Source organism: Bacteroidales bacterium (genome assembly GCA_029210725.1).
Lineage (GTDB): Bacteria > Bacteroidota > Bacteroidia > Bacteroidales.
In genome coordinates this window covers 197,002-219,532 of record JARGFM010000001.1, presented here as the reverse complement: position 1 = coordinate 219,532, position 22,531 = coordinate 197,002, and the positions used below count along the sequence as shown (strand labels likewise).

The following is a 22,531-nucleotide window of genomic DNA, read 5'->3' as shown; positions in this document are numbered from 1 at the left end:
TCTATCTGTCATGAAAGAGTTAAACGATATCGGAATACGAGCAAAAGAGGCCAGCAAAGAGCTGGCCCACCTGAATACCAATCAGAAAAACAAGGTACTGCTTATGGTGGCAGACCTCCTGGAGCGTTCCACTTCAGTTATTCTCGAGGAGAATGCGGCAGATCTGGGGCTGGGGCGGGAGATGGGACTGAAGGGGGCCATTTTGGAGCGTCTGAGCCTTTCGGAGGAAAAAATAAGGGCGATCTCCGATGGCTTGAGGCAGATTGTTCAGCTGGAGGATCCGATCGGAGAGATCGGGGAGATGAGGAGAAGGCCCAATGGACTGTTGATCGGAAAAAAAAGAGTACCACTGGGGGTGGTCGGGGTGATTTATGAATCAAGGCCCAATGTGACGGCCGATGTGGCCGGCTTGTGCATTAAGACGGGGAATGTATGCGTGCTCCGGGGAGGTAAAGAGGCCTTCCGGTCGAACAATGCCATCGTGGGTATTTTTCATCAGGCCCTTTTGGCAATTGAGCTGGATCCCAATATGGTGCAGCTGGTACAGGACACCTCCAGAGAGAGTGCTGTGGCTATGATGAAATGGAATGAATATCTGGACATCCTGATTCCCAGGGGAGGCGCCGGATTGATTCAGGCGGTGGTCAGGAACAGCACAGTCCCGGTGATTGAAACCGGGGTGGGGAACTGTCATGTCTATGTGGATGAGGCTGCCGATTTGGAGAAAGCCGTGGCCATTGTATACAATGCCAAAACACAACGGCCCGGAGTCTGTAATGCAGCCGAAAGTCTGCTGGTGCATAATAAAGTGGCTGAAAAGGTTCTGCCCCTGATAGCTTCCTCACTGATGGAGGCTGGAGTGGAAATCAGGGGCGATGAACAGAGCTGTTCCTTGATTCCGGGAGCCATCCCGGCCACCGAAGTGGACTGGTCGACCGAATATCTGGATCTGAAAATCAGTTCAAAGGTGGTGGGTTCTGTGGAAGAGGCAGTAGACCATATAAACCAGTATGGTTCCATGCATTCGGAGAGTATCATTACTGAAAATTACAGTCATGCGCAGTATTTTCTGGAGAGAGTGGATGCAGCTGCGGTCTATGTGAATGCCTCCACCAGGTTTACGGACGGATTTGAATTCGGCTACGGGGCAGAGATTGGGATCAGTACACAGAAGTTACATGCCCGGGGCCCCATGGGATTAAAAGAACTTACCACCAGCAAGTATATTATCTATGGTTCCGGTCAAATCCGGTAAAGCTTTCAGGGCTGTCAGCCCTCCACATGCTTCCTGATGTGGTCAATAAAAACATCGAAAAGGTAGGCTGTATCGGTGGGGCCTCCTGAGGCTTCGGGATGGAACTGCGTGGAGAAAAAAGGTTTGGAAACATGTTTCATTCCCTCGTTGGTTTCATCATTCAGGTTTATGAAGAGAGGCTTCCAATCATCAGGCAGAGTCAGGTTATCAATGGCATAACCATGATTCTGGGAGGTGATGTAGGCTTTATCGGTTCCCACTTCAAGCACCGGCTGATTGTGGCTCCGGTGCCCGTATTTCAGTTTATAGGTATCTGCACCGGCGGCCAGCGCCATAAGCTGATTCCCCAGGCAGATTCCGAAAATCGGAGTTTCTGATTGGTATGCTGCAGCCAGGCTTTCAATGGTGACCCTGTTTTGTTTGGGATCACCCGGTCCATTGGAAATAAAGAGACCATCGTATTCCTCTTTGCTGATATCATGGTCCCAGGGTACCCTGATGATGGTCGTGTCGCGTTCAAGCAGGTAGCGGATAATATTATATTTCACTCCACAATCGAGCAGCAGGATCCTGTATTTTCCCTGGCCATAGACCTTTTTTTCTTCCACACTTACCTGTGCGACCAGGTTGTCCTGGTTGGGATCGTAAGCGGGCGGCTCATCCTCATTGAAAACTATCTTGCCAAGCATGGATCCCTTTTCCCGCAGCAATTTGGTGATTTTACGGGTATCCACATCAAATATGCCCGGTATATTGTGCTGTTTCAGCCAGTCGCCGAGACTGCGCTCTGCGTTCCAGTGAGAATACTCGGTGGAGTAGTAGGAAATCACCAGGGCGGAAATGTGAAGCTGATCCGATTCAAAGAATTTATAGAGATCATTCTCAGAGTCCTCTCTGGGAACCCCGTAGTTTCCCACAATGGGATAGGTAAGGACCAGGATCTGACCTTTGTAGGATGGATCGGTCAGACTTTCGGGATATCCGGTCATGGCAGTATTGAAGACCACCTCACCGGCAATGCTGCCTTCATAGCCAAATGATTTACCATGAAAAGTGGATCCGTCCTCCAGAATCAGTTTAATTGCCTTGAACTTCATAAGCTTATCAATTATCGGTCGATTCGTTTTCTATCAGCGTGTTAATGATCTGTTCGGCCTGCTGGGGGGTGACCCGTTTGGCAACAATTTTCTTGTCCCGGTCGAGTACAAAAAGCTGCGGATAGCTCTGCAGGTTATATATTTTTCTAAACTCATTGCTGTAGGGGCTCCAGCAATTGATCCATCCCAGCAGCTGGTGTTCGTTTATAAAATCGATCCACTTTTCTTTACCCTCTATGGAGTTAATCACGTGAACACTGACAACTTCCACTCCCTTATCCAACATCCTGCTGTAGACTTCGTGCAGCTCTGGAGTTGCTTTCTTACAATGGCCACAGTCTGCTTCCCAGAAATACAGAAGGGTAAAGCGGGCATCAACATCATGAATATAAAAATCATGCCCGATATGAGGATCTTTCTTAATGGCAGTATCCTGGGTTGCCATCCCAAAGTGTTCTTCGGGGATCTGCCGCAGAATGATGTTGGGGGCAGTCTGGCCGATCAGGGTGGGTTTATTGCTTTCCAGGTTCTCTTTGAGTTTGGCCAGAAACTCCGGGTTGCTCCAGGTGGCATCCGGCAGATAGTATTTTTCTGCGATGTGGAAATAGACCCCGTCCATTCCGATGAATTTGCTTTCGGCAAAATGATTAAACAGGGTGATCAGCATGTACCGGTAGAGCTCTTCCTGCTTTTTGGAACCTTCCAGCAGGTAATCCACTGCCACAATCAGGGAATCGGGATGTTGGGAGACACTCCTGTTTATGTAGTTCATAATCTTCCCCTCGTAGAGGGGGGTGTGCAAAAGTCTGATATTAAAGGGATCAAAACGGTCGAAGTAGTGTTCGCGGTAATAGAAATAGCGGACAGAGTCGTCATGTCTTTTCTCTCCGCTCAGCATCTCTTCGGGAGGAAAGGGTTCCCTGGTGGCACCAATAAAGTCAGAAACAAACAACGTGGAGTGTTCCGCTTCGATGCGGTTCATAAACGCTTCCATCTCCCGGTTGATCTCTTGCTGCCGGAGGACCAGAGCGATACTATCTGCAGCATTGGTGTTGCTGCTTTCCCGGGCTGCCAGTTGCTCCAGCTCCCCTCTTTTTTTCTGCAGGAAGTTTTTATACTCCTGGAATATGCGGTTATCATCCGAGCCGCGGAAAGTAATACTACCCGGGAGATCGGAAGTATCTGCTTCAATGTGCAATTCCTGATCGTCTCCCAGCAGGAGGTCGAAATAGTGCCCCGGATTGATATAGACCAGGTAGAGCCCTCCCTTAAAAGCTTCGGTTCCGGCAAAAACACCCCGGCCATCCTTATCCACGACGGTGGTGTCTTTCGGGATCATCCTGGAAGTGAAATACTCGCCTAAGATGATGGTATCGTTTGAAAGTCCTTTTAATTCAACCTCAATCCGGTAGCCTTGTGCCCAGAGGGATGAAACAGAAAGAAATAAAATGGAAAGTATGCTTGTAATTCTCCTTGAAAATGTCATCAAACACTGCTTTTAAGAACCGGACAAAGTTAATGATTCTATTTTAAAACATATTGTATAATCATCCTGCCACTCTATGGCGAAAATCATTAACTTGTCTCAACTATGTATACACTTCTTGAAGCGCAGAATCTGGTAGAGAAACATATTCAGAATCTAAACATTCCGGATACCCCTCCCGAATTATACGAGCCTGTCAGGTATATTCTCTCCCTGGGAGGGAAGAGAATAAGGCCGGCCCTGGTGATCCTGGCCTGTGACCTGTTTTCAGGAGAGGTGGCTTCTGCACTGATTCCGGCTGTGGCCATTGAGGTATTTCATAATTTCACCCTGCTGCATGATGATATTATGGATCGTTCAGAAAAAAGAAGAGGTCATCCAACGGTGCATATCAAATACAATGAAAATGTGGCCATTCTCTCGGGCGATGTGATGTCCATTCTGGCCAGCCGGTTGATGAATCAGGCTCCTGGCGCTGTCCTGAGTACGGTCCAGGAGGTATTCACCCATACGGCCATGCAAGTATGTGAGGGACAGCAGATGGACATGAATTTCGAAGAACTTATACGAGTGTCAGAGGAAGAGTACCTGACCATGATTGAGTTAAAGACGGCGGTATTGATTGCTGCCAGTCTGAAGATCGGGGCCATTCTGGGAGGATCTTCCCAGAGAGATTCGGAAGATTTGTATGAATATGGAAGAAACCTGGGAATCGCTTTTCAACTCCAGGACGACCTGCTCGACACATACGGGGATCCCGCCTTAGTGGGTAAGAATCCGGGAACGGATATCGTGGATAACAAAAAAACCTTTCTGGTTATTCAGGCACTCGAGCTTGCTTCAGCTTCACAGAAAGAGGAGCTGATCGAATGGCTCACAGGGATGCAGTTTGACAGGGAGGAGAAGATTTCGGCAGTGATTTCAATCTTCGATGCTTTAAGTATCAAGGAGCTGACAGAAAAGCGAATCCGCTTATATTATCAGGAGGCCCTGGCCTCCCTGGACAAGCTGAACAGACCAAAAGAGCGAAAGAGCGAGCTGTACAATTTCGCTTCGTTTCTTATGAACCGAAACCGCTGATGCCAAGTTCCAGCTGCAACTCTTCCTGCTGGAAATTCTCAAGAAGAATCCTGAGTTCCTCCATCTGGAACATGGCTTCATTGATCTCCCGCTGTATGGACGAACTGTGCCTGGGTTTCATGGAATTGAAATAGAGGAGCTCATCGCTCAGTGTCTGATAATACTCCCGGAGTATGGAATTAGCCTTTTCAGTCTCCCCGCAGAGATAATAGGCCTCAATGATCCCTTCATGGTGGATGATTCCTCCATCCGCTTTTGGCAGGGTGATTCCGCTTATATACTGATCAAACGGTAGTACGTGTGAGGGGGCAAGCTCCATACAGTGGTCGAGAACTTCTATGGCTTTCCCCCTTTCCCCTTTCTTCAGCAGCTCCATGGCCAGGCGGGTATGAAGGCTCCGGAAACGAATAACCGACATGGTGCGAATGGTGTAGTAGTCCAGATGAACATCCCCGGCATTCATTCTGCCCCATTCAAACTGATTCATCAGCCGGTCATACAGAGTGTCTGTATTTATATCCCCCATAACCAGGACGCTTTCATAGGGAGTTCTCAGGGGGACCAGCCGGTAAGCCAGTCCTTCATTTTTATAGAACTCCTCCATCCCCAGGGATTCGTCATATCCTCCTGTAGTATAATAAATGGGCCGCTGCCAATTGTTTGATGTAATTACATCCAGCTGTGCCAGGGTATTCTTCAGGATCTGGCCATTGGGTTCCAGGCGAATGGGAATCTGTTTTTCAATCCGGTGTGCCTCTTCCGGGCCTACGGTACCGTTGGAAACGACCGCGGCCGAATCCACCTGAATGATCAGCTGATGGGTGGGAATATAGTTTACCCGTTCTCCGCTGCGCAAGCTTACCTTGGTATCGGGATTATCACTTTTCATGAAGTTGAGCATGTAATCGGTCGTGGCCCATTGCTTGTGTTCCCTGACAAAGATGCTGTTACCGGGTATGGCTTCGTATTTTGCCTGCGGAATGGTAAAGGGCAGGGGGTCTGAATCGTAATTTTTCCACCTGGCCTGATCGATATACCAGTCCATATTGAATAACATCATATTGACTATCCGCACATCTTCCCTGACTCCTTCCACATCCTGGACGTACCACAGCGGGAAGGTGTCGTTATCCCCTACTGTAAAGAGCACAGCATCCTTGCTGCAGGAATTCAGGTAATTCCTGGCAATATCCCTGGCCGTGTACCGGCCAGAACGGTCGTGATCATCCCAATTCTCGGAGGCCATCAGGACGGGAACCGCCAGGAAGCTGAATGCTGTTGCCAGGATGGCAGAGAGATTGGCCTTAAGTTTCGATCTTAAAACCTGATAAAGACCTGCCACTCCCATGCCAATCCAGATCGAAAAGGCATAGAATGAACCTGCATAGGCGTAATCGCGTTCCCTGGGCTGATAGGGTGTTTGGTTCAGGTAGATTACGATGGCCACTCCGGTCAGGACGAAAAGACTCATGACAATCCAAAAATCCCGTGCACTCCTGTCAAGCTGAAAAAAAAGACCCACCAGTCCCAGCAGGAAGGGAAGAAAAAAGTAAGTATTCCTGGCCGGGTGGTTTTTCATATGAGCGGGTATGTTTTTCTGGGGGCCGGTTCTGGCCGAATCCAGGAAGCCGATACCGCTGATCCAGTTCCCGTTCAGCACATTTCCATGTCCCTGGATATCGTTTTGCCTGCCAACAAAGTTCCACATAAAATAGCGCAGATACATATGACCGATCTGGTAACGGAACAGAAACTCCAGGTTGTCCATGTAGCTTGGATTTGCCGGATCGTTAATGGTTCCGAACTCCTGGTAAGCCTGCCTGTGTGTGACATTGCGGCTGTACATGCGGGGAAGCAATACCTGGCTGCCCTTCATGACCAGTTCGGGTATGTAGTGTGCTATGTCATACCTGTTCTCTTCCTTGTTCAGCATGTAGACAGGTTTTTTATAGGCCAGGTCCTCCACTTCTGCATTATACTGGTGGCCCAGAATCAATGGACGATCGCCGTATTGTTCGCGGTTTATATAGGAGAGCAGTGCAAAGACATTTTCCGGACGGTTTTCATTCATGGGCGGACCTGCCAGCGAACGGATAAGAATCATGGCATAGGATGAGTATCCGATGATGATCACGGTAATGGCTAACAAAATGGTGTTCCAGAGTACATTTTTTTTCACGAACTGCGTGCGGTAGATTCCGTAGCCCAGGGCTCCAAGCAGGAGGAATATATATATCAGAACACCAGTATTATAATGGAGGCCCACCGTATTGGTAAAGAACTTTTCCGCCAGGGTGGCCAGTTTAATGATTCCCGGAATAATTCCGTACATGATTGAAAGCAGAAGCACCACTGAAAGTCCCAGTGCTTTCAGAATACCCGGACGGGTAACTTTGGGAGTTTTTTTAAAATAGTAGACCAGGACAATAGCGGGGATGGCAAGAAGGTTTAGCAGATGTACTCCAATGGACAGGCCTATGAGGTAAGCGATCAGGATGATCCATCGGTTCGCATTTGCTTCATCTGCCACATTCTCCCATTTGAGAATGGCCCAGAAAACCACGGCAGTAAACAGAGAAGAAGTGGCATATACTTCCCCTTCGACCGCCGAGAACCAGAAGGTGTCAGAGAAGGTGTAGGCGAGGGCTCCGACAAAAGCACCCCCCAAAACAACCAGTGATTCAGATCTGCCGGCTTCGGCCGGATGAGAGATAACTATCTTTTTAAGCAGGTGGGAGATGGTCCAGAACAGGAACAGAATGGTAAAGGCACTGGCGAAAGCAGATACCGCATTGACCATCATGGCCACCTTTTCCTGGTCGGAAGTAAAGAGGGCGAACACCCTTCCAATCATCATGTACAGAGGTGCCCCCGGCGGGTGCCCCACCTGGAGTTTGTAGGAACTGGCTATAAATTCACCGCAGTCCCACAGGCTGACGGTGGGCTCCAGGGTGAGCAGGTAGACTATCAGGGCGATGGCAAAACTGATCCAACCCAGCAGCAGGTTTATTTTTTTGAATTGCATAAGGTATCCGGCCTCCTTTAGTATTTTGACAGGCACGAATTTAACGCTTTTTTCAGCACCCCTGCCAAAAAACAAAAGTTTGAAAATGTTGACAAATATGAAATGTAAATATATATTTGTGGTTCACTAAATCCAAAGTACATGACTTTAAAAGGAATGAACGATCTGGATCAACCACTCTACACGGACTATCCCGAATTTGAATTTGAATACGCCAATATCACTGAGCCCAAGACCCTGCCTCCCGAAAAACAGACCCTTCTAATCGGCCTTGATAAGAGAAAGATGGATGGTGCTCCCATCACTTTCATTACCGGGTTTGTCGGCCGCCGGATCGATATGATTAAGGTGGAGGAGCAACTCCAGGAAATTTGCCACACCTGTAGCTCATCAAAAATGTATGATATTGTTCTAAAAGGGGATGTGCGTAAACGTGCCTATGTCTTTTTACAAAACAGTGGATATAAAGTGAAATTTGCGGAGAACTAACCTTCCATTATATTATTTGTACGGCAAAGGCAGAATGATTTTCATTCTGCTTTTATTTATTTCGGCCCGAATGAGCGGCCAATTCTATGAGTATGGACAGGACGCGGGCTCCCTGAAGTGGTATCAGTTTAAAACTCCTCACTACACCATCATTCATCCGCAGGGCGTTGACAGTCTGGCGAAAGCCTTTGCCCTGCGGCTGGAGCAGTACTACCCGCTCCTTGGACAGTCCCTGGATCACCGGCACAGTCATATGCCTGTCATCATTCATAACGAATCGAGCTTTTCAAACGGCGTGTTTGTCTGGGCCCCCAAGCGGCTGGAGATATTTACCAATCCTGATCCCAATGGTTATTATCAGGACTGGCTGACACAACTGGCCCTTCATGAAGGCAGACATGCTGTTCAGATCGATAAGCTGAATCAGGGCTTTACAAAAGGGCTCTCCCTTCTCGGAGGGCAGCAGGTGGTAGGGGCCATGGCGGCATTCCTGCCTTACTGGTATCTGGAGGGGGATGCTGTTGACTCGGAGACCCGTCTCTCTGCAACAGGAAGAGGAAGACAGCCTTCATTTGAAATGGAGATCAAGGCACAATTGCTGGAAGCGGAGACGCTTTGGTCGTTTTCCAAGGCAAGTCTGGGTTCCTACCAACACCACATTCCCAACCACTATCAGCTGGGATATTTGATGGTCAGACACGGGAGACGTACCTATGGAGATAAGTTCTGGACCGACTTTCAGGAGTATGCGGCCAGGAAACCATTTTTGCTCAATCCCACCTGGTTCAGCATGAAACGGTATGGTCTCCAGTCCAAGAAACAGTTTTATGAGGAGGCCTTGACCAGTTACCAGGAACACTGGCGCCGGATGGCCCCCGGCAGATCCTATACCCCTGTGACCGATTGGAATTTTTACCGGAAAGATCCTTACACCAGCTATACCTTTCCGCATGAGCTTTCGGAGTCGAAAATACTGAATCTGAAGACCGGGATCGGCCAGATCCCGGAATTTGTTATTGTGGAAAAAAATGGAAAGGATACACGTCTGTTTCGTCCGGGATTTTTGAATTCGGGAAGGGTTACTTACTCCGGGAACCAGATTGTGTGGGATGAGTTTATTCCGGATACACGCTGGAGCAACAGAAACTATTCCATTATTCGAAGCTATGATATGCGCAGCGGCACCGTCAGGAATCTGGGAAAAAAGACCAGGTATTTTTCGCCGGCCATTTCCGGTGATGGAAGCCGGATTGCTGCGGTGGAGCAGACCGAGAAGCAACGGTTTAATCTGGTTGTTTTACATAGCGACGGGTCTATGGATCAGATGATTCCCTCTCCCGGTAATCGCTTCCTGCAGCATCCGGCCTGGATGGAAAACGATACGGCCCTGGTGATGATGGTTTCCATGGAAACGGGGAAATCTATTTACAGTTATTCCCTCCTGACAGGTCGATGGACCCGTTTGTTCGATGCCGGGATGGATGATATCTCCTATCCAACTGTAAGGGGAAACAAAATTTACTTTGGCGGGACATTTTCGGGTATTGATAACATTTACTGCTATGATATAAAGGAGGACCAGGCATTTCAGGTGACCTCTGCCCGGTTTGGGGCATTTCATCCCCAGATTTCCTCAGATGGCTTAAGCCTTCTCTTTTCTGACTATAGCTCCAGGGGCTATGGTACAAGCACGCTGGAGCTGAAGAAAGGGCTTTGGAAGCCTCTGGAGGAGGCAAGGGATCACAGGGAACAGCTGGATTATCAACAGACGCCTGAAGAAGAACTTATCAGCGGACAATCCGGCGATGAAAACTTCCTGGAGTTTCATACACGCCGGTATCGAAAGGCCTTGCATCTATTCAATATTCACTCCTGGCTGCCCCTCTATTTTGACTACCTGAATCCGGAGTTTACCCTGAATCCGGAACAGCTGCCTGTGAACCCGGGAGTTTCCCTGATTTCCCAGAACAGGCTAAGCACAGCCGTGAGTCAGTTCGCATACGAATATCGCGACGGGTTCCATTTATTTCATTCCGGGATCAAACTTAAGGGCAGATACCCGGTGCTAAACCTCTATTTAGATTATGGAGGTGAACCTGAGGTTTTGCGTTATGCAGAGGGCGATTCACTTTTGGCACTGCCCCGTGCTCTTAATTTCAGGGCTCAGACTTATATTCCCTTTCGCCTTAATACCGGGAAATTTCTGTCACTGATCCAGCCACAGATTGATTACAGGTATCGCAGGGACATTCAGTATAATGAGACCCTGGAAAGCTATCAGCAGGGGGCCCACTATCTCTATTACAGTTTGTATGCAACCTCCTATTTGAGGAAGGGGGCAAAAGAGATATTACCCAGGATTGGATTCTCCATAAATGGGGGATATTATCACGCTCCCTTTCATAACCAGGTTTTTGGTTCGGTCGCCCTGGGGGGGATCACCACTTACCTGCCGGGTCCCATGAAACATCAGACCATCCGCTTATCTGCTTATCACCAGAAGCAATACCTTCTGGACAGGTCCCGGCCTGCTTTTATCAATCTGCTTGGTATGCCCAGGGGTTTGCGTGGGATTTATGGAGAGGTTCTGACCCGTTACAGTGCCGATTATGTGTTTCCCTTACTCTACCCGGATTTCGAGATTGGGGCCCTGCTTTACCTGAAGAGGATCCGTGGAGCCCTGTGGACCGATTACATGGTGGGGACCAATGTGCTTGTCCACGATCCGGATCCTGGATATGAAGACAAGCTTTATTCCACATTTGGAGCGGACCTGATTCTGGATCTGAATATTCTGAGAATCTCCTTTCCGCTTTCTTTGGGAGGAAGAGTCACCTATGAACCGGAAACCGGGAGGATGGGCTTCGAGGGTATCTACTCGATCGATATTAATTAGTTACCCGCTTTGAACTCCTTGATCATGGTGAAAGGATCAAAGCACTGATAGTCAAGAGTTTTTTCATGTTATGTTTATATTTTCTCAGCTTAATCTCAGGAAATATCCTTAAGATAATGGAGATGTTGTATGAACATCTTAATTTTGCAGCGCATGGAGGAGTTATTTCATTACGGGAGAGCCGGAATAAAGAGGTTTTTCAAAGAGAACCTCGTGGCCATTCTCTATACACTGATATTCCACCTGGCAGTACTGATCATCTTTATTTTTGTGAGAGTGGAAGGATTAAAGAGCGATCAGGAGCTGGGAATAGAACTGGAATTTGAGGAAAAGACCCTGGAGCAGTTGCTTGAAGAAGAGGGGGTAGAGGTCCCTGCCGAATGGATGGAGGAGATTCTTCGGCAGCGGGAGCTTTCCAGCAACAGGGCTGTAAATCTGAATGTGCAGGAAAAGCTCAGTCAGGATATTTCCACAGATGATTATGTCAGGGATCTTCTGTCCCAGATTGAAGAGGCCCGGAACCAGGAGGATCGTGAAAAACTCGAGGAGTTACAAGCGATCCTTGCCTCGGCCGACTATGTCCCTCCCTCCGCAGAGGAGGAGGAAGAATCAGGGGAGTATGCAGGGCCCACATCCATTACTTTTGAATTCCTGGAAGAACCTCTGAGCAGGGCTAAGCTTATGCTTACAGTTCCTGTATACAGGTGTCAGGGATCGGGAGTTGTAAAAGTAGAGGTAGCGGTTGGCCCTGACGGCCGGGTGGTGGATGCAGAGGTGCTTCAACCTATCCTTGGCAGCGACAAGGTCTGTTTTTCTGATGCTGCAGTTTCAGCGGCCCTGTCCTCCCGGTTCCGCATAGAACTGAGTGGTCCCGAAAGACACAGAGCCATAATCACCTACTCATTTATTGCCCAATAGGGATCAGGAAGAAGAATGCCAGAGCTGGCCGGCTTTATCTGCAATAGCATCCAGGTCCTGTTTCTGCATGCAGTTGAAATGTTTCTTCGGACACTTATGAAAGCCTATTTTAGAGCAGGGCCGGCACGGGAGGCCCTGCACTTCAAATGGAACAGAGGATGGGTGGGCCCGGTAAGGGTACATCCCGAAGCGCGGAATGGTGTTCCCCCAAACGGAAATAATCTTTTTTTGAAAAGCAGCTCCGATGTGCATCAGACCGGTATCGTGTGTAATCAATAACCTGGACTGTCTGACAAGTGAAGCTGATTGATGGATGCTGTAAGATCCGCAGGCATTGACTATTGTTTTATCCGGGAGAGAGGAGATTATGATTTCTCCGGTCTTTCTGTCCTCCGGGCCTCCCAGTATAAGCAGGGGATACTCCAGTTTTTGACAGAGCCTGATCAGCAGTTCGGGGGTAAGCTTTTTGGTTTCGTGCTGAGCTCCTATGGCCAGGGCCACATAGCCTTTTTTAAAGGTCTCAGGCAGCGAATCGACAGAGACTTCATGTGCTTCGGGAATGAAGTAATCTAGGCCCTGCTTATCCCGCTCCTCGATAAAGGTCTTGATGGTATCGAGATTTCTGTCAACCATGTGCCTGTCGGGCAACAGGTTCTTTTTCAGGTTCACCAGGAGCCATTTGCGTACATTCAGTTTATGGACTGAAAAATCGATTCTTTTTAATCCCTGCTTGATCCTTGCCGTGCGGAAATTGCGATGGAGATCAATGACGTAGTCTATCTCCAGGTGCCTCAGAGCAGCGATGCAGGATTTTATATCCCCATCGAAGGAGTGTATCCGGTCAATGTAGGGATTCGCTTCGAGGAGCGTGGCATAGGTCGATTTGGTAAGGTAATGAATCTCACAATCTTCCACTTGCTGCTTAAGATGACGAAGCACTGGAGTTGTAAGAATAATGTCTCCGATAGAACTGAACCGGATAACCAGGAATCTAACCATTTACATAAGGTCCTTGAAGAAAAGAATCAGGGCGATCCAGTACTCGGTGTTTTGCTCATATTCCTCCGTGAGAGAACGTGTCCCTCGATCTCCTTCACCGAGCATGGGCTCAAACAGGGTAAGGTAGTCCTCATGAATGCCCGAAGCCAGTTCCGAAACATAGGGAAATTCTGCTTTACTGGAAGTGATAAATACAGGTTTTTCAAGTTGTGTAATGGTATCCTGAATTTTGATCCCTGGAAGGAAGTATTCTCCGGGGCTCATAGCCACCACGGCTCTGACATTAGCATTTGAAACGGCTACTTGAAGACTTACCGATCCGTTGGCTCCGCTTCCGAAAAGAATAACAGGAAAAGTGGATTTTTCACGAATGTACTGGATGGCAGCCTCCACATCCTGCTCAACTTCATGGATGCCTGCATGAAGACCTTCTTCCCTTAGCTGCCTGGCTGTCTGGTTAGAGACAAAATTGTTGTATCCCCCATTTCTAAGGTCGACCGCGAGGCAGTTGTATTCCAGTTTACAAAATCTGCGGGCAATGTTATTAAATTCTCCTCTGCTGGAACCCTGCTCATGAAATAACAGTATATAGGGCTTTGTGGATTCGACAATATACTCGTCTGCTGTGATCTCAAGGCCATCAGCAGCAGTGAAGGTAATTGTCTTTACACGGATAGCATCGGAGGAGCTGAAAGCAAGGGATAAAAACAGAATGCAAGTAAAAGATAAAACCTGAATTGCTTTGCTCCGGAGACTTTTATGTTTTTGCTGTCTCTGCAAGAACTATGATTTTATTGTTTTTTGCTTCAATTACGCCACCAGCCACTTCAAAAAAAGTGGTACGCCCCTTTATATCAACGATTTTAATCTTTCCTTGTTCAAGGGTAGAGATAATGGGAGCATGATTCCTGAGAATTTCAAAGGAACCCTTGGAACCAGGTACCTGGACCAGGTCCACTTCTCCCGAGTATAAATCTTTATCCGGCGCTATAATCTCAAGTATCATGCCTGATTATGCTTTGGTTTCGGCCAGCAACTTCTTGCCTTTTTCAATGGCCTCTTCAATGGTTCCCACCAGGTTGAAGGCAGCTTCCGGATATTCATCTACTTCACCATCCATGATCATATTAAATCCTTTGATGGAGTCTTCGATATTTACAAATACTCCGGGTATGCCGGTGAATTGCTCAGCCACATGAAAAGGCTGTGACAGGAATCTGGCAACGCGCCTGGCCCTGTGAACCACCTGTTTGTCCTCTTCCGAGAGTTCGTCCATCCCCAGGATAGCAATGATATCCTGAAGTTCGTTGTATCGTTGCAGCAGCTCCTTGATCCGCTGTGCCGTATTGTAGTGTTCTTCTCCCACAATATCTGCTTTCAGGATCCTGGAGGTTGAATCCAGGGGGTCCACAGCGGGATATATACCCAGCGATGCGATTTTCCGGCTCAATACGGTCTGTGCATCCAGGTGGGCAAAAGTAGTGGCAGGTGCCGGGTCGGTCAGGTCGTCAGCAGGTACGTAGATGGCCTGGATCGATGTAATGGAACCCCGCTTGGTTGAAGTAATTCGTTCCTGCATAAATCCCATCTCTGTGGCCAGGGTGGGCTGATATCCTACTGCCGAAGGCATACGTCCGAGCAGGGCCGATACCTCGGACCCGGCCTGGGTAAAACGGAAAATATTATCTACCAGGAAAAGGATGTCCTTACCCCCGCTCTCCTCGTCTCCATCGCGGAAAGATTCAGCCACGGTCAAACCCGAAAGCGCTACAGTAGCACGTGCTCCGGGGGGTTCGTTCATCTGGCCAAATACCAGTGTGGCCTGGGATGTATCCAGCTCTTCACGATCAATCTTACTCAGATCCCAGGAACCCTCTTCCATACTTTTTACAAATTCTTTGCCATACTTAATTACTCCTGATTCGATCATTTCGCGGAGCAGGTCATTTCCTTCCCTGGTTCTTTCACCTACGCCGGCAAAAACAGAGGTACCCTGGTATTTCTTAACAATGTTGTTAATCAGCTCCATGATTATCACCGTCTTGCCTACACCGGCACCACCAAACAATCCAATCTTTCCGCCTTTTGAGTAGGGTTCCAGCAGGTCGATCACTTTTATTCCTGTTAAAAGCACTTCCGTTTCGGTAGAAAGCTCATCATATTTGGGGGGATGTCTGTGAACCTGGTATCCCTGACTGGAATCTACCGCCCCAATTCCATCGATCGCCTCACCCACAACATTAAGCAAACGTCCTTTTACATCTTCGCCTTTTGGCATTTTGATGGCTTCACCTGTAGCAAGTACTTTCATTCCGCGCTGAAGGCCATCCGTGGAGTCCATGGCAATAGTCCTGACTGTATGCTCACCGATGTGCTGCTGAACTTCGATAATTAATTTCTGGCCACTTTCACGTTCAATTTCAAGGGCTTCATATATTGGGGGAAGTTCTTCGCCGGTTTCTTCTAAACTTACATCGATCACAGGCCCGATCACCTGTATGATTTTTCCAATCATTTTTGCCATCAGTAAAATGCTGTTTTATGCGGTAATAAATATTTATTCAGAAGCACAAATTTAGCACTTTTTTTAAGTGATCAAGCTAATTTATTTAGAAAGTTGACACTCTGAAAAATGCTTGGAATTTAAGTGTTTATTTGAAACCAGAACCGTCCTGTTTTCGTAGAATCAACATCTAAACTTCAGACAAGTGATAATTCCCTGGCCGACCAGAAATGCCTTCTTACTGATAGTCACACTCTTGGCAACGGGACTGAGTAGTTCCGGACAGATTCACAGGGTCGGCGGCGGATTTACTTTCTCCTCGGGGGTTGATTTTAATTACGGGGAGACGGGTAATCCGGGAGTCGTTCTGAAGACCTGGCTGGCCCTGAATAAAGCAAGCACCATTCATGTCGTCCCATCTGTTACCGCTTTTAACAGGTATAAACTTGAAACCGGTTATTTTACTTTAACCAATTTAATGTTCCAGGGCGATCTGGATGTTCAATATACTTTCTTCCAGGAGGGAACTGTCAAGACTGTGGCTTTTCTGGGGGGCGATCTGACCTACCTGAATTCAGATTTTGAACCTGTTGTAGTTACTGGAAATGAAACTATTACTGATGATTCAGACTTTGCAATCGGAGCTAACCTGGGTGCAGGCCTGGAGTTGAGGATGGCTCCTAAATGGGATTTTAATATCAGTGGAAAGTACCTCTTTTCTAAATACTCCCAGTTTATTATTTCCGTTCAGGGAGTGTACTATTTTAAAAGTAGGAGAAGATCCTACTCGCGATGATTTTTTTATATCTTTAGTCACTATATGTTGAGTATTAACCTGTTTCAGAATTGATATTGTTATGGCGAGTTTAAGTTTTTTACTTGGAATGGTACCCAGTACCGAGAAGGTGGAAACAGCAGATGATAAACTGAGAGCTGATTATGAAGCTTTCAGGGATTATGAAAATTCGGATGAATTGAAGCATTACCTTGAACTTGAAAAGGAAGTGAAATCGAATGCTTTCAAGGTTCGGAAGAAGAAGATGAAAAGGGCTGCCTATAAAGATTCTGAAGAGTTTCAAAGGGAGACAGAATATCAGGTCCTGAAAAAATCCGGGCAGCTTGTGTGGTATTACAGGACAAAAAAGAAATATCCTTTTAAAGAAATTGAGAGATGGGATCTCACTTTTGACGAGAAATTTAATGAGGGTAAACTGGATCGATCAAAATGGATGACTCAGCACTTCTGGGGCGAGAAGAGCCTGAATGAGCCCTATGCCATGGAGGATGATCTTAGCTTTCCCACCAATGGGGAGAACATCGAGTTTTATGACAACAAGGCACGAATCGTTACAAAAGAGGGTAAAACGTCTGGCCTGGTTTGGAGGCCCGAGCAGGGATTTGTCCGCGAGGATTTTGATTATACTTCGGGACTGATTAACACAGCCAGGAGCTTCAGTCAGAAATACGGGGTATTTCATGCAAAAATAAAAATGGCCGGTACTGCATTAGCCCAGGCCTTCTGGATGGTGTCGGAGACCATGCTTCCGCATATAGATGTGGCCAGATTCGAAAATGGTAAACACTACTCCAACTACTTCTGGGGTTCAAGCGCATCTCCCAACAGATCTGTCTCAAAAACCAGGGGACACAAGTATGCGGATGAGTATTTCATCTATACTCTGGAATGGACACCCAATAAACTGACCTGGAAGATCAACGGAAAGGTATTTAAGACCCAGACCTCAGGGGTTCCACAGGAAGAGATGTATATTAATTTCTCTTCCAGCCTGAAGAAGGATGCTTCCGGGGCAGGGCTCCCCTCCGCCATGGAGATCGACTGGGTAAGGGTGTATAAGTTAAAGGATAAGTAAAGAGGCTTTGGCAGCCTTTAGACGGTTGGGTTTTAAAGGCCGGCTGAAAATCATATAAGAGAGCCTGTTCGCGTTGGCGGACAGGTTTTTTTGTATTTTAGTATCGAATAAAAGTCCATAAACCCATTATCAGTCATGAAAAATTTTCTTATTAGTTTAAGCCTTACACTGCTCTTCAATACCTCCTTCGGACAGGACAGAATGACCGGTTTGCCATTTGCTACGCGTTCCGAAGTGATTGCCCGGCATGGAATGGCTTGCACCAGTCAGCCCCTGGCGACTCAGGTGGCTCTAGATATATTGAAAGCGGGAGGGAATGCAGTGGATGCGGCTATTGCTGCAAATGCACTGCTTGGACTGGTTGAACCCACCGGAAACGGAATAGGCGGGGATTTGTTTGCCATCGTATGGGATGCAGAAACAGAGCGCCTGTATGGCCTGAATGCCAGCGGAAGGTCGCCCCGTTCTCTGACTTTGGATTTTTTCAAGGAAAATGCTTATCAAAAAATTCCCGCCTACGGACCGCTTCCCGTATCTGTTCCTGGTTGTGTGGATGGGTGGTTCGAACTGCATAAACGTTTTGGGACCATGAATATGGAGGCGATACTCAGTCCGGCAATCACTTATGCCAGAGAAGGTTTTCCGCTTACTGAACTCATCGCCCATTACTGGACTTCAGCCAGTTTTCTAAGCCAGTATCCCAATGTGAAGGAAGTATATATGCCGGGAGGAAAGTCTCCCGAAAAAGGGGAGATATTCAAAAACCCCTATCTGGCCTCCACCCTTCAGAAGATTGCCGAGGGGGGACGGGATGTCTTCTATAAAGGGGAGATCGCCAGGACGATCGATGCATTTATGAAGGAGCAGGGAGGATTTCTGTCCTATGAAGATCTGGCCAGTCATACATCCGAGTGGGTAGAGCCGGTTAGTTCCAATTACCGCGGATACGATATCTGGGAATTGCCCCCCAACGGCCAGGGCATTGCGGCTCTCCAGATCCTGAATATTCTGGAGCACTTTGATATTGCTTCCATGGGATTTGGCAGCAGTGAGTACATCCATCATTTTGTTGAGGCCAAGAAACTGGCATTTGAAGACAGGGCAAAGTACTATGCCGACCCGGCATTTAATGCCCTGCCCGTTGGCCAGCTCATCTCAAAAGAGTATGCGGCAAAAAGAACAGAGCTGATAGACCCTCAAAGGGCTTCCCGCAATCTGGATGCTGGTGAGATGGAGCACGGGAATACCATCTATATGACGGTCGCGGATGGGAAGGGTAATATGATTTCGCTGATTCAGAGTAATTTTCGCGGACTGGGTTCGGGGATGTGCCCGCCCGGACTTGGTTTTATCCTTCAGGACCGGGGAGAGCTTTTTAGCCTTGAGGAGGGCCATTTCAATGTGTATGAACCGGGTAAAAGGCCCTTTCATACCATCATTCCTGCATTTATCACCAAGGATGGTCAACCCTATATGAGCTTTGGAGTGATGGGCGGTTCCATGCAGCCCCAGGGCCATGCTCAGATTGTGATTAATATGATCGATTTCGGTATGAACCTGCAGGAAGCCGGGGATGCTCCAAGAATCCGTCATGACGGATCTTCACAACCAACCGGTACAGAGATGACCGATGGCGGAGTAGTTATGCTTGAATCGGGAATCTCCTATGAGAGTATCAGGGGACTGATGCAAAGAGGTCACCAGGTCCAGTATTCTGACGGTGGGTATGGCGGTTACCAGGCTATTATGTGGGATAAGAAAAATGAGGTCTATTTCGGGGCTTCGGAGTCCAGGAAAGACGGGCAGGCAGCAGGTTATTAGTTCCGGTTCAGAAAGGCCAGAATCGTGGAATGACCAGCAGTGAAATGATTAGCGCCAGGATATTCAGGGGTAATCCTATTTTCCAGTAATCACTGAATTTATAGTTGCCGATACTCTGCACAATCAGGTTGGTTTGGTAGCCAATCGGGGTAGAGAAGCTGGCAGATGCTGCCACGCAAATGGTAATGAAAAAAGGTCTGGGATCCACCCCCATCTGGATGGCTGCTGCGTAAGCAATCGGGAAAGTGATGGCTGCAGCGGCATTATTGGTAATGATTTCCGTGAATATATTGGTGATGATAAATATGGCTGCCATTACCCCCAGGGGCCCAAAACCTTTCGAGAGTTTAATGGTGCTTCGGGCAATAAAATCGGCCGCCCCGGAATTCTGCAGAGCCCTGCTGATCCCGATGGCACAGGCGATAGTGATCAACACATCCCAGTTAATGGGTTTAGTGTACTTTTTAGCAGAAAATATTTTCATAAGTGCCATGAGTACCATCGTGACCGCAGCAAAAAAGAACATGTCGAACTGATGTTTGCCCTGTACCGGAATGAACTGACCGGCAGTGGCTCCGGCAATCATCAGGAAAACCAGTATCATGGCTATCCACCTTCTGCGACGGTCCTTGGCATCATCCATTTCGCCTATTTCTGTAGCCATATAAAAGACCCTGGATTCGCCCCAGTACCTGGTGAAGTCTTCTGTGGTCAGAAGCATCAGATTATCCCCCGCCTTTAATTCCAGTTTATTCAGGTTGGTGCTTATACGTTCTCCGTTTCGATGCACAGCCATGACCACTGCGTTATAGTGACCAAAAAAATCAAACTCACCCAGGGTGCGCTGAATTCCGGGGAAGCGGGGAGCAAGTACCACCTCCACCTGGCGAAGGGATTTTTTAAGGAAATCCGGGGATACTTCCTCAAGGGCCTTCATCTTTACTTCCGTGGCCTGGGTCAGGTAACCCACATTCTCAGAGCTTCCCGCAACAATTAACTCATCATCCGTGTCCAGTTGAAAAGGAGAGTTTGAGATGCGTATGTGCTTGCCATCCCTGATCACTGTCCGAACCGTGAATTCATCAAGTCCGGGCAGCCGGCGCTTCTCAATCTCTTTCCCAATCAGATTTGAATTCTTTGGAAGATACAGATCAAAATTATATTCCCGGGTGTCGTTTGGAAAACTGAACCTGGGGATTTTTTCTCCCGGCAGTAAGCGGTTAGAAAAGAGGTTCATATAAATGAAACCGAAAAAGACAATAAAGAGCCCCACCTTGGCCAGCTCAAACATACCCAACCCGGCCATACCCCGATCAAGCATCATACCATGTACCAGTAGATTGGTTGAAGTACCGATAAGGGTGCAGGTACCCCCGAATATGGTGGCATAAGAGAGGGGGATCAGGAATTTTTGGGAGGGCAAACTGAGCTTATCGGCCCATTTTTTCAACATGGGTCCAAAAATAATCACCACGGGAGTGTTGTTTAAAAAGGCGGATATGGCCGATACAGGGATCATAATCTGCATGAGCAGCCTGGGAATAGGTTTTCGTTTTTTTGGAAGAATGAGTGTGCCAATTCGGTTCAACACTCCCGATTCCTTCACTCCTTCACTGACCAGAAATAGTAATGCGACGGTGATCATCCCCTTGTTGGAGAAGCCCGACAATGCTTCTTCTGCAGAGAGGATACCGAAAGACATGAAGATAACCAGGGCAGAAAAGAGGATCAGGCCGGGGCGCAGGATCTCCTTTATCAGGGCAGCAATCATCAACAGGATTATACCCAGGGCTATATAGGAAGAGATCGTCATTGCTTATCCCCTATGTCTGCCCACTCGGGCAATGGCTGTATTGCAGGCAGGCGGCCATAAAAAAGATCATCCAATTTAATGGCCAGATACCGGAAAAACAAATTATTTTTTATACCCCATCTTATAAACCGGTGAAACAGCTTGTCGGGATGGCTGAATGGACAGGCTGCGATGCACCTTCCACAGTCTGTTCCGGAAGTGGTCCAGTATTGATAACATTTTTCTGAGTTGATCTGCCAGCGTTCCGCCCCGTCGATCATTTCCCTGGGGCCGTCCGGAATGGCGGCGGAGGGACAAACCAAGGCGCATTTCTTGCAATGATGACAGAAATGAAGGATGGTTCTGTCTGGACTTTTTATTTCATAGCAAAGTGGCATATTGGTGCTTACCACGGAAATTCTTACTCTTGGTCCAAGGCGGGGGGTCATCAACAGCCCCATTCTTCCTATGGTTCCCAATCCCGCATCAACGGCTACCAGCGGGCAGATCACTTCGTAGTTCCCGTCGATGTGAGCGGTGGCCTTGTAACCAAGTTCTCTGATCCAGGCAGCCAGTTTCAGTGCAAGAACTCCCGATTGCAGGTATTGTTCGGAGGACTCCATAACCGCTGTACCCCGGGGTGAGGATTGCATCATCCGGTGATCCATCTCAACGCAAATGGCTATAGCATGTTCATGCTCTTTCAGGATGGGTGATCCGGCTTGCTTCCCCCTGCCCTTATGAGAATAAAGGTGATATTCCTGCAATCGGGTGAATCCAACACTGTGAGCACCGGTCTTCCTTAACCAGTGTAAGATAAAGCGGGAGGTTTTAAAGGGATCGTTCTTTAAGGCTTCCCGGGAAGGCTGTTCAGAAAGAGCTTCCCCTTCGGAAATAGCTCCGCGGCTAATGCCCCCCAGATAGTTTATGATTTCAAAATTTGCTTTTGCAGCTTTAAAAGTGCCGGCCTGATAATACCTGGATCGCGCATCCAGAAGTCCCGGGGCTCTTCTGGACCGGTCATCAGTACTACGGAATTCCGGGTGTTGTTTATAATAGCTTTCATAGGCTTCACTTCCTGGAATCAGCAAACTTCTGGAAAGTACAGCATCAGCTTCATGCACTCGCTTCACCGGCCTGCTTAAATGAAAGTAAGTAGCTCCTTTAATTGGAAGAAAAAGTATAAGTCCCAAAACTCCGATGATGACTGGGACTATGAGTATGGGGTCCATCTGGTGGAGCATTTATGCTGCAATAGTAAAAAAAAATACTTAATTTGAACGGTGTCCAACCATTAGC

At 47.8% G+C, this 22,531-nt stretch carries 17 protein-coding genes; 8 read left to right on the top strand and 9 right to left on the bottom strand.

The features are described 5' to 3' along the window. Window positions 1-10 precede the first annotated feature (10 nt). Window positions 11-1,255: a glutamate-5-semialdehyde dehydrogenase gene (locus tag P1P86_00915; protein MDF1573738.1), complete on the top strand. Its 1,245-nt coding sequence runs from the start codon at window positions 11-13 to the stop codon at window positions 1,253-1,255. A 14-nt stretch (window positions 1,256-1,269) separates the two neighbouring features. Here the strand turns inward: P1P86_00915 and carA are convergent, their stop codons facing one another. Beyond that, complete coding sequence (carA, locus tag P1P86_00910; protein MDF1573737.1) at window positions 1,270-2,352, bottom strand: glutamine-hydrolyzing carbamoyl-phosphate synthase small subunit; 1,083 nt, start codon at window positions 2,350-2,352, stop codon at window positions 1,270-1,272. Window positions 2,353-2,359: 7 nt separating this feature from the next. Continuing rightward, window positions 2,360-3,838 (bottom strand): thioredoxin-like domain-containing protein, encoded by a 1,479-nt coding sequence (locus P1P86_00905; protein ID MDF1573736.1) that lies wholly within the window; start codon window positions 3,836-3,838, stop codon window positions 2,360-2,362. A 105-nt stretch (window positions 3,839-3,943) separates the two neighbouring features. Between P1P86_00905 and P1P86_00900 the strand changes: the two genes are divergently transcribed. Continuing rightward, the gene (locus P1P86_00900) at window positions 3,944-4,918 is read left to right on the top strand and encodes a polyprenyl synthetase family protein (protein MDF1573735.1); all 975 of its coding nucleotides are present in this window, start codon (window positions 3,944-3,946) and stop codon (window positions 4,916-4,918) included. Here the strand turns inward: P1P86_00900 and P1P86_00895 are convergent. Continuing rightward, a complete protein-coding gene (locus P1P86_00895; protein ID MDF1573734.1) occupies window positions 4,899-7,943 on the bottom strand; it encodes a DUF2723 domain-containing protein in 3,045 nt (1,014 codons plus the stop codon). The two genes, P1P86_00900 and P1P86_00895, sit on opposite strands and share 20 nt — an antisense overlap. A gap of 141 nt (window positions 7,944-8,084) precedes the next feature. Here P1P86_00895 and P1P86_00890 point away from each other — a divergent pair, with 141 nt between their 5' ends. The 3 genes from P1P86_00890 to P1P86_00880 all read left to right on the top strand — a co-directional run bounded on the left by P1P86_00890 (window position 8,085) and on the right by P1P86_00880 (window position 12,246). Then, window positions 8,085-8,432: a hypothetical protein gene (locus P1P86_00890; protein ID MDF1573733.1), complete on the top strand. Its 348-nt coding sequence runs from the start codon at window positions 8,085-8,087 to the stop codon at window positions 8,430-8,432. 70 nt (window positions 8,433-8,502) lie between these two features. Next, window positions 8,503-11,328 carry a hypothetical protein gene (locus tag P1P86_00885; GenBank protein MDF1573732.1) on the top strand — a complete coding sequence of 942 codons (2,826 nt, stop codon included), beginning with the start codon at window positions 8,503-8,505 and terminating at the stop codon, window positions 11,326-11,328. Between the two features lie 129 nt (window positions 11,329-11,457). Beyond that, entirely contained in the window at window positions 11,458-12,246 is a 789-nt protein-coding gene (locus P1P86_00880) for a hypothetical protein (protein MDF1573731.1), read from the top strand. 3 nt (window positions 12,247-12,249) lie between these two features. Here P1P86_00880 and P1P86_00875 read toward each other — a convergent pair whose 3' ends face one another. The 4 genes from P1P86_00875 to atpD are packed head-to-tail and all read right to left on the bottom strand — an operon-like array spanning window position 12,250 to window position 15,769. Continuing rightward, window positions 12,250-13,245 carry a glycosyltransferase family 9 protein gene (locus tag P1P86_00875; protein ID MDF1573730.1) on the bottom strand — a complete coding sequence of 332 codons (996 nt, stop codon included), beginning with the start codon at window positions 13,243-13,245 and terminating at the stop codon, window positions 12,250-12,252. Then, window positions 13,246-14,025: a dienelactone hydrolase family protein gene (locus P1P86_00870; GenBank protein MDF1573729.1), complete on the bottom strand. Its 780-nt coding sequence runs from the start codon at window positions 14,023-14,025 to the stop codon at window positions 13,246-13,248. Next, window positions 14,003-14,251: an ATP synthase F1 subunit epsilon gene (gene atpC, locus P1P86_00865; GenBank protein ID MDF1573728.1), complete on the bottom strand. Its 249-nt coding sequence runs from the start codon at window positions 14,249-14,251 to the stop codon at window positions 14,003-14,005. Before atpC ends, P1P86_00870 begins: the two co-directional genes overlap by 23 nt. A gap of 6 nt (window positions 14,252-14,257) precedes the next feature. Next, window positions 14,258-15,769 carry a F0F1 ATP synthase subunit beta gene (gene atpD, locus P1P86_00860; protein MDF1573727.1) on the bottom strand — a complete coding sequence of 504 codons (1,512 nt, stop codon included), beginning with the start codon at window positions 15,767-15,769 and terminating at the stop codon, window positions 14,258-14,260. A gap of 184 nt (window positions 15,770-15,953) precedes the next feature. On the opposite strand from atpD, the gene P1P86_00855 reads away from it, so the two are divergent. From P1P86_00855 to ggt, 3 genes are all read left to right on the top strand, one after another. Next, on the top strand, window positions 15,954-16,544 hold the full coding sequence (locus tag P1P86_00855) for a hypothetical protein (GenBank protein MDF1573726.1): 591 nt from the start codon (window positions 15,954-15,956) through the stop codon (window positions 16,542-16,544). 88 nt (window positions 16,545-16,632) lie between these two features. Continuing rightward, window positions 16,633-17,619, top strand: coding sequence for a family 16 glycosylhydrolase (locus P1P86_00850; protein ID MDF1573725.1), 987 nt, complete (start codon window positions 16,633-16,635; stop codon window positions 17,617-17,619). Between the two features lie 135 nt (window positions 17,620-17,754). Next, window positions 17,755-19,440 (top strand): gamma-glutamyltransferase, encoded by a 1,686-nt coding sequence (gene ggt, locus P1P86_00845; GenBank protein MDF1573724.1) that lies wholly within the window; start codon window positions 17,755-17,757, stop codon window positions 19,438-19,440. A 7-nt stretch (window positions 19,441-19,447) separates the two neighbouring features. On the opposite strand, the gene P1P86_00840 is transcribed toward ggt, so the two are convergent. Both P1P86_00840 and P1P86_00835 read right to left on the bottom strand, forming a co-directional pair. Beyond that, window positions 19,448-21,253, bottom strand: coding sequence for an SLC13 family permease (locus tag P1P86_00840; protein MDF1573723.1), 1,806 nt, complete (start codon window positions 21,251-21,253; stop codon window positions 19,448-19,450). Next, window positions 21,250-22,464 carry a 4Fe-4S dicluster domain-containing protein gene (locus P1P86_00835; GenBank protein MDF1573722.1) on the bottom strand — a complete coding sequence of 405 codons (1,215 nt, stop codon included), beginning with the start codon at window positions 22,462-22,464 and terminating at the stop codon, window positions 21,250-21,252. Before P1P86_00835 ends, P1P86_00840 begins: the two co-directional genes overlap by 4 nt. Window positions 22,465-22,531 lie beyond the last annotated feature (67 nt).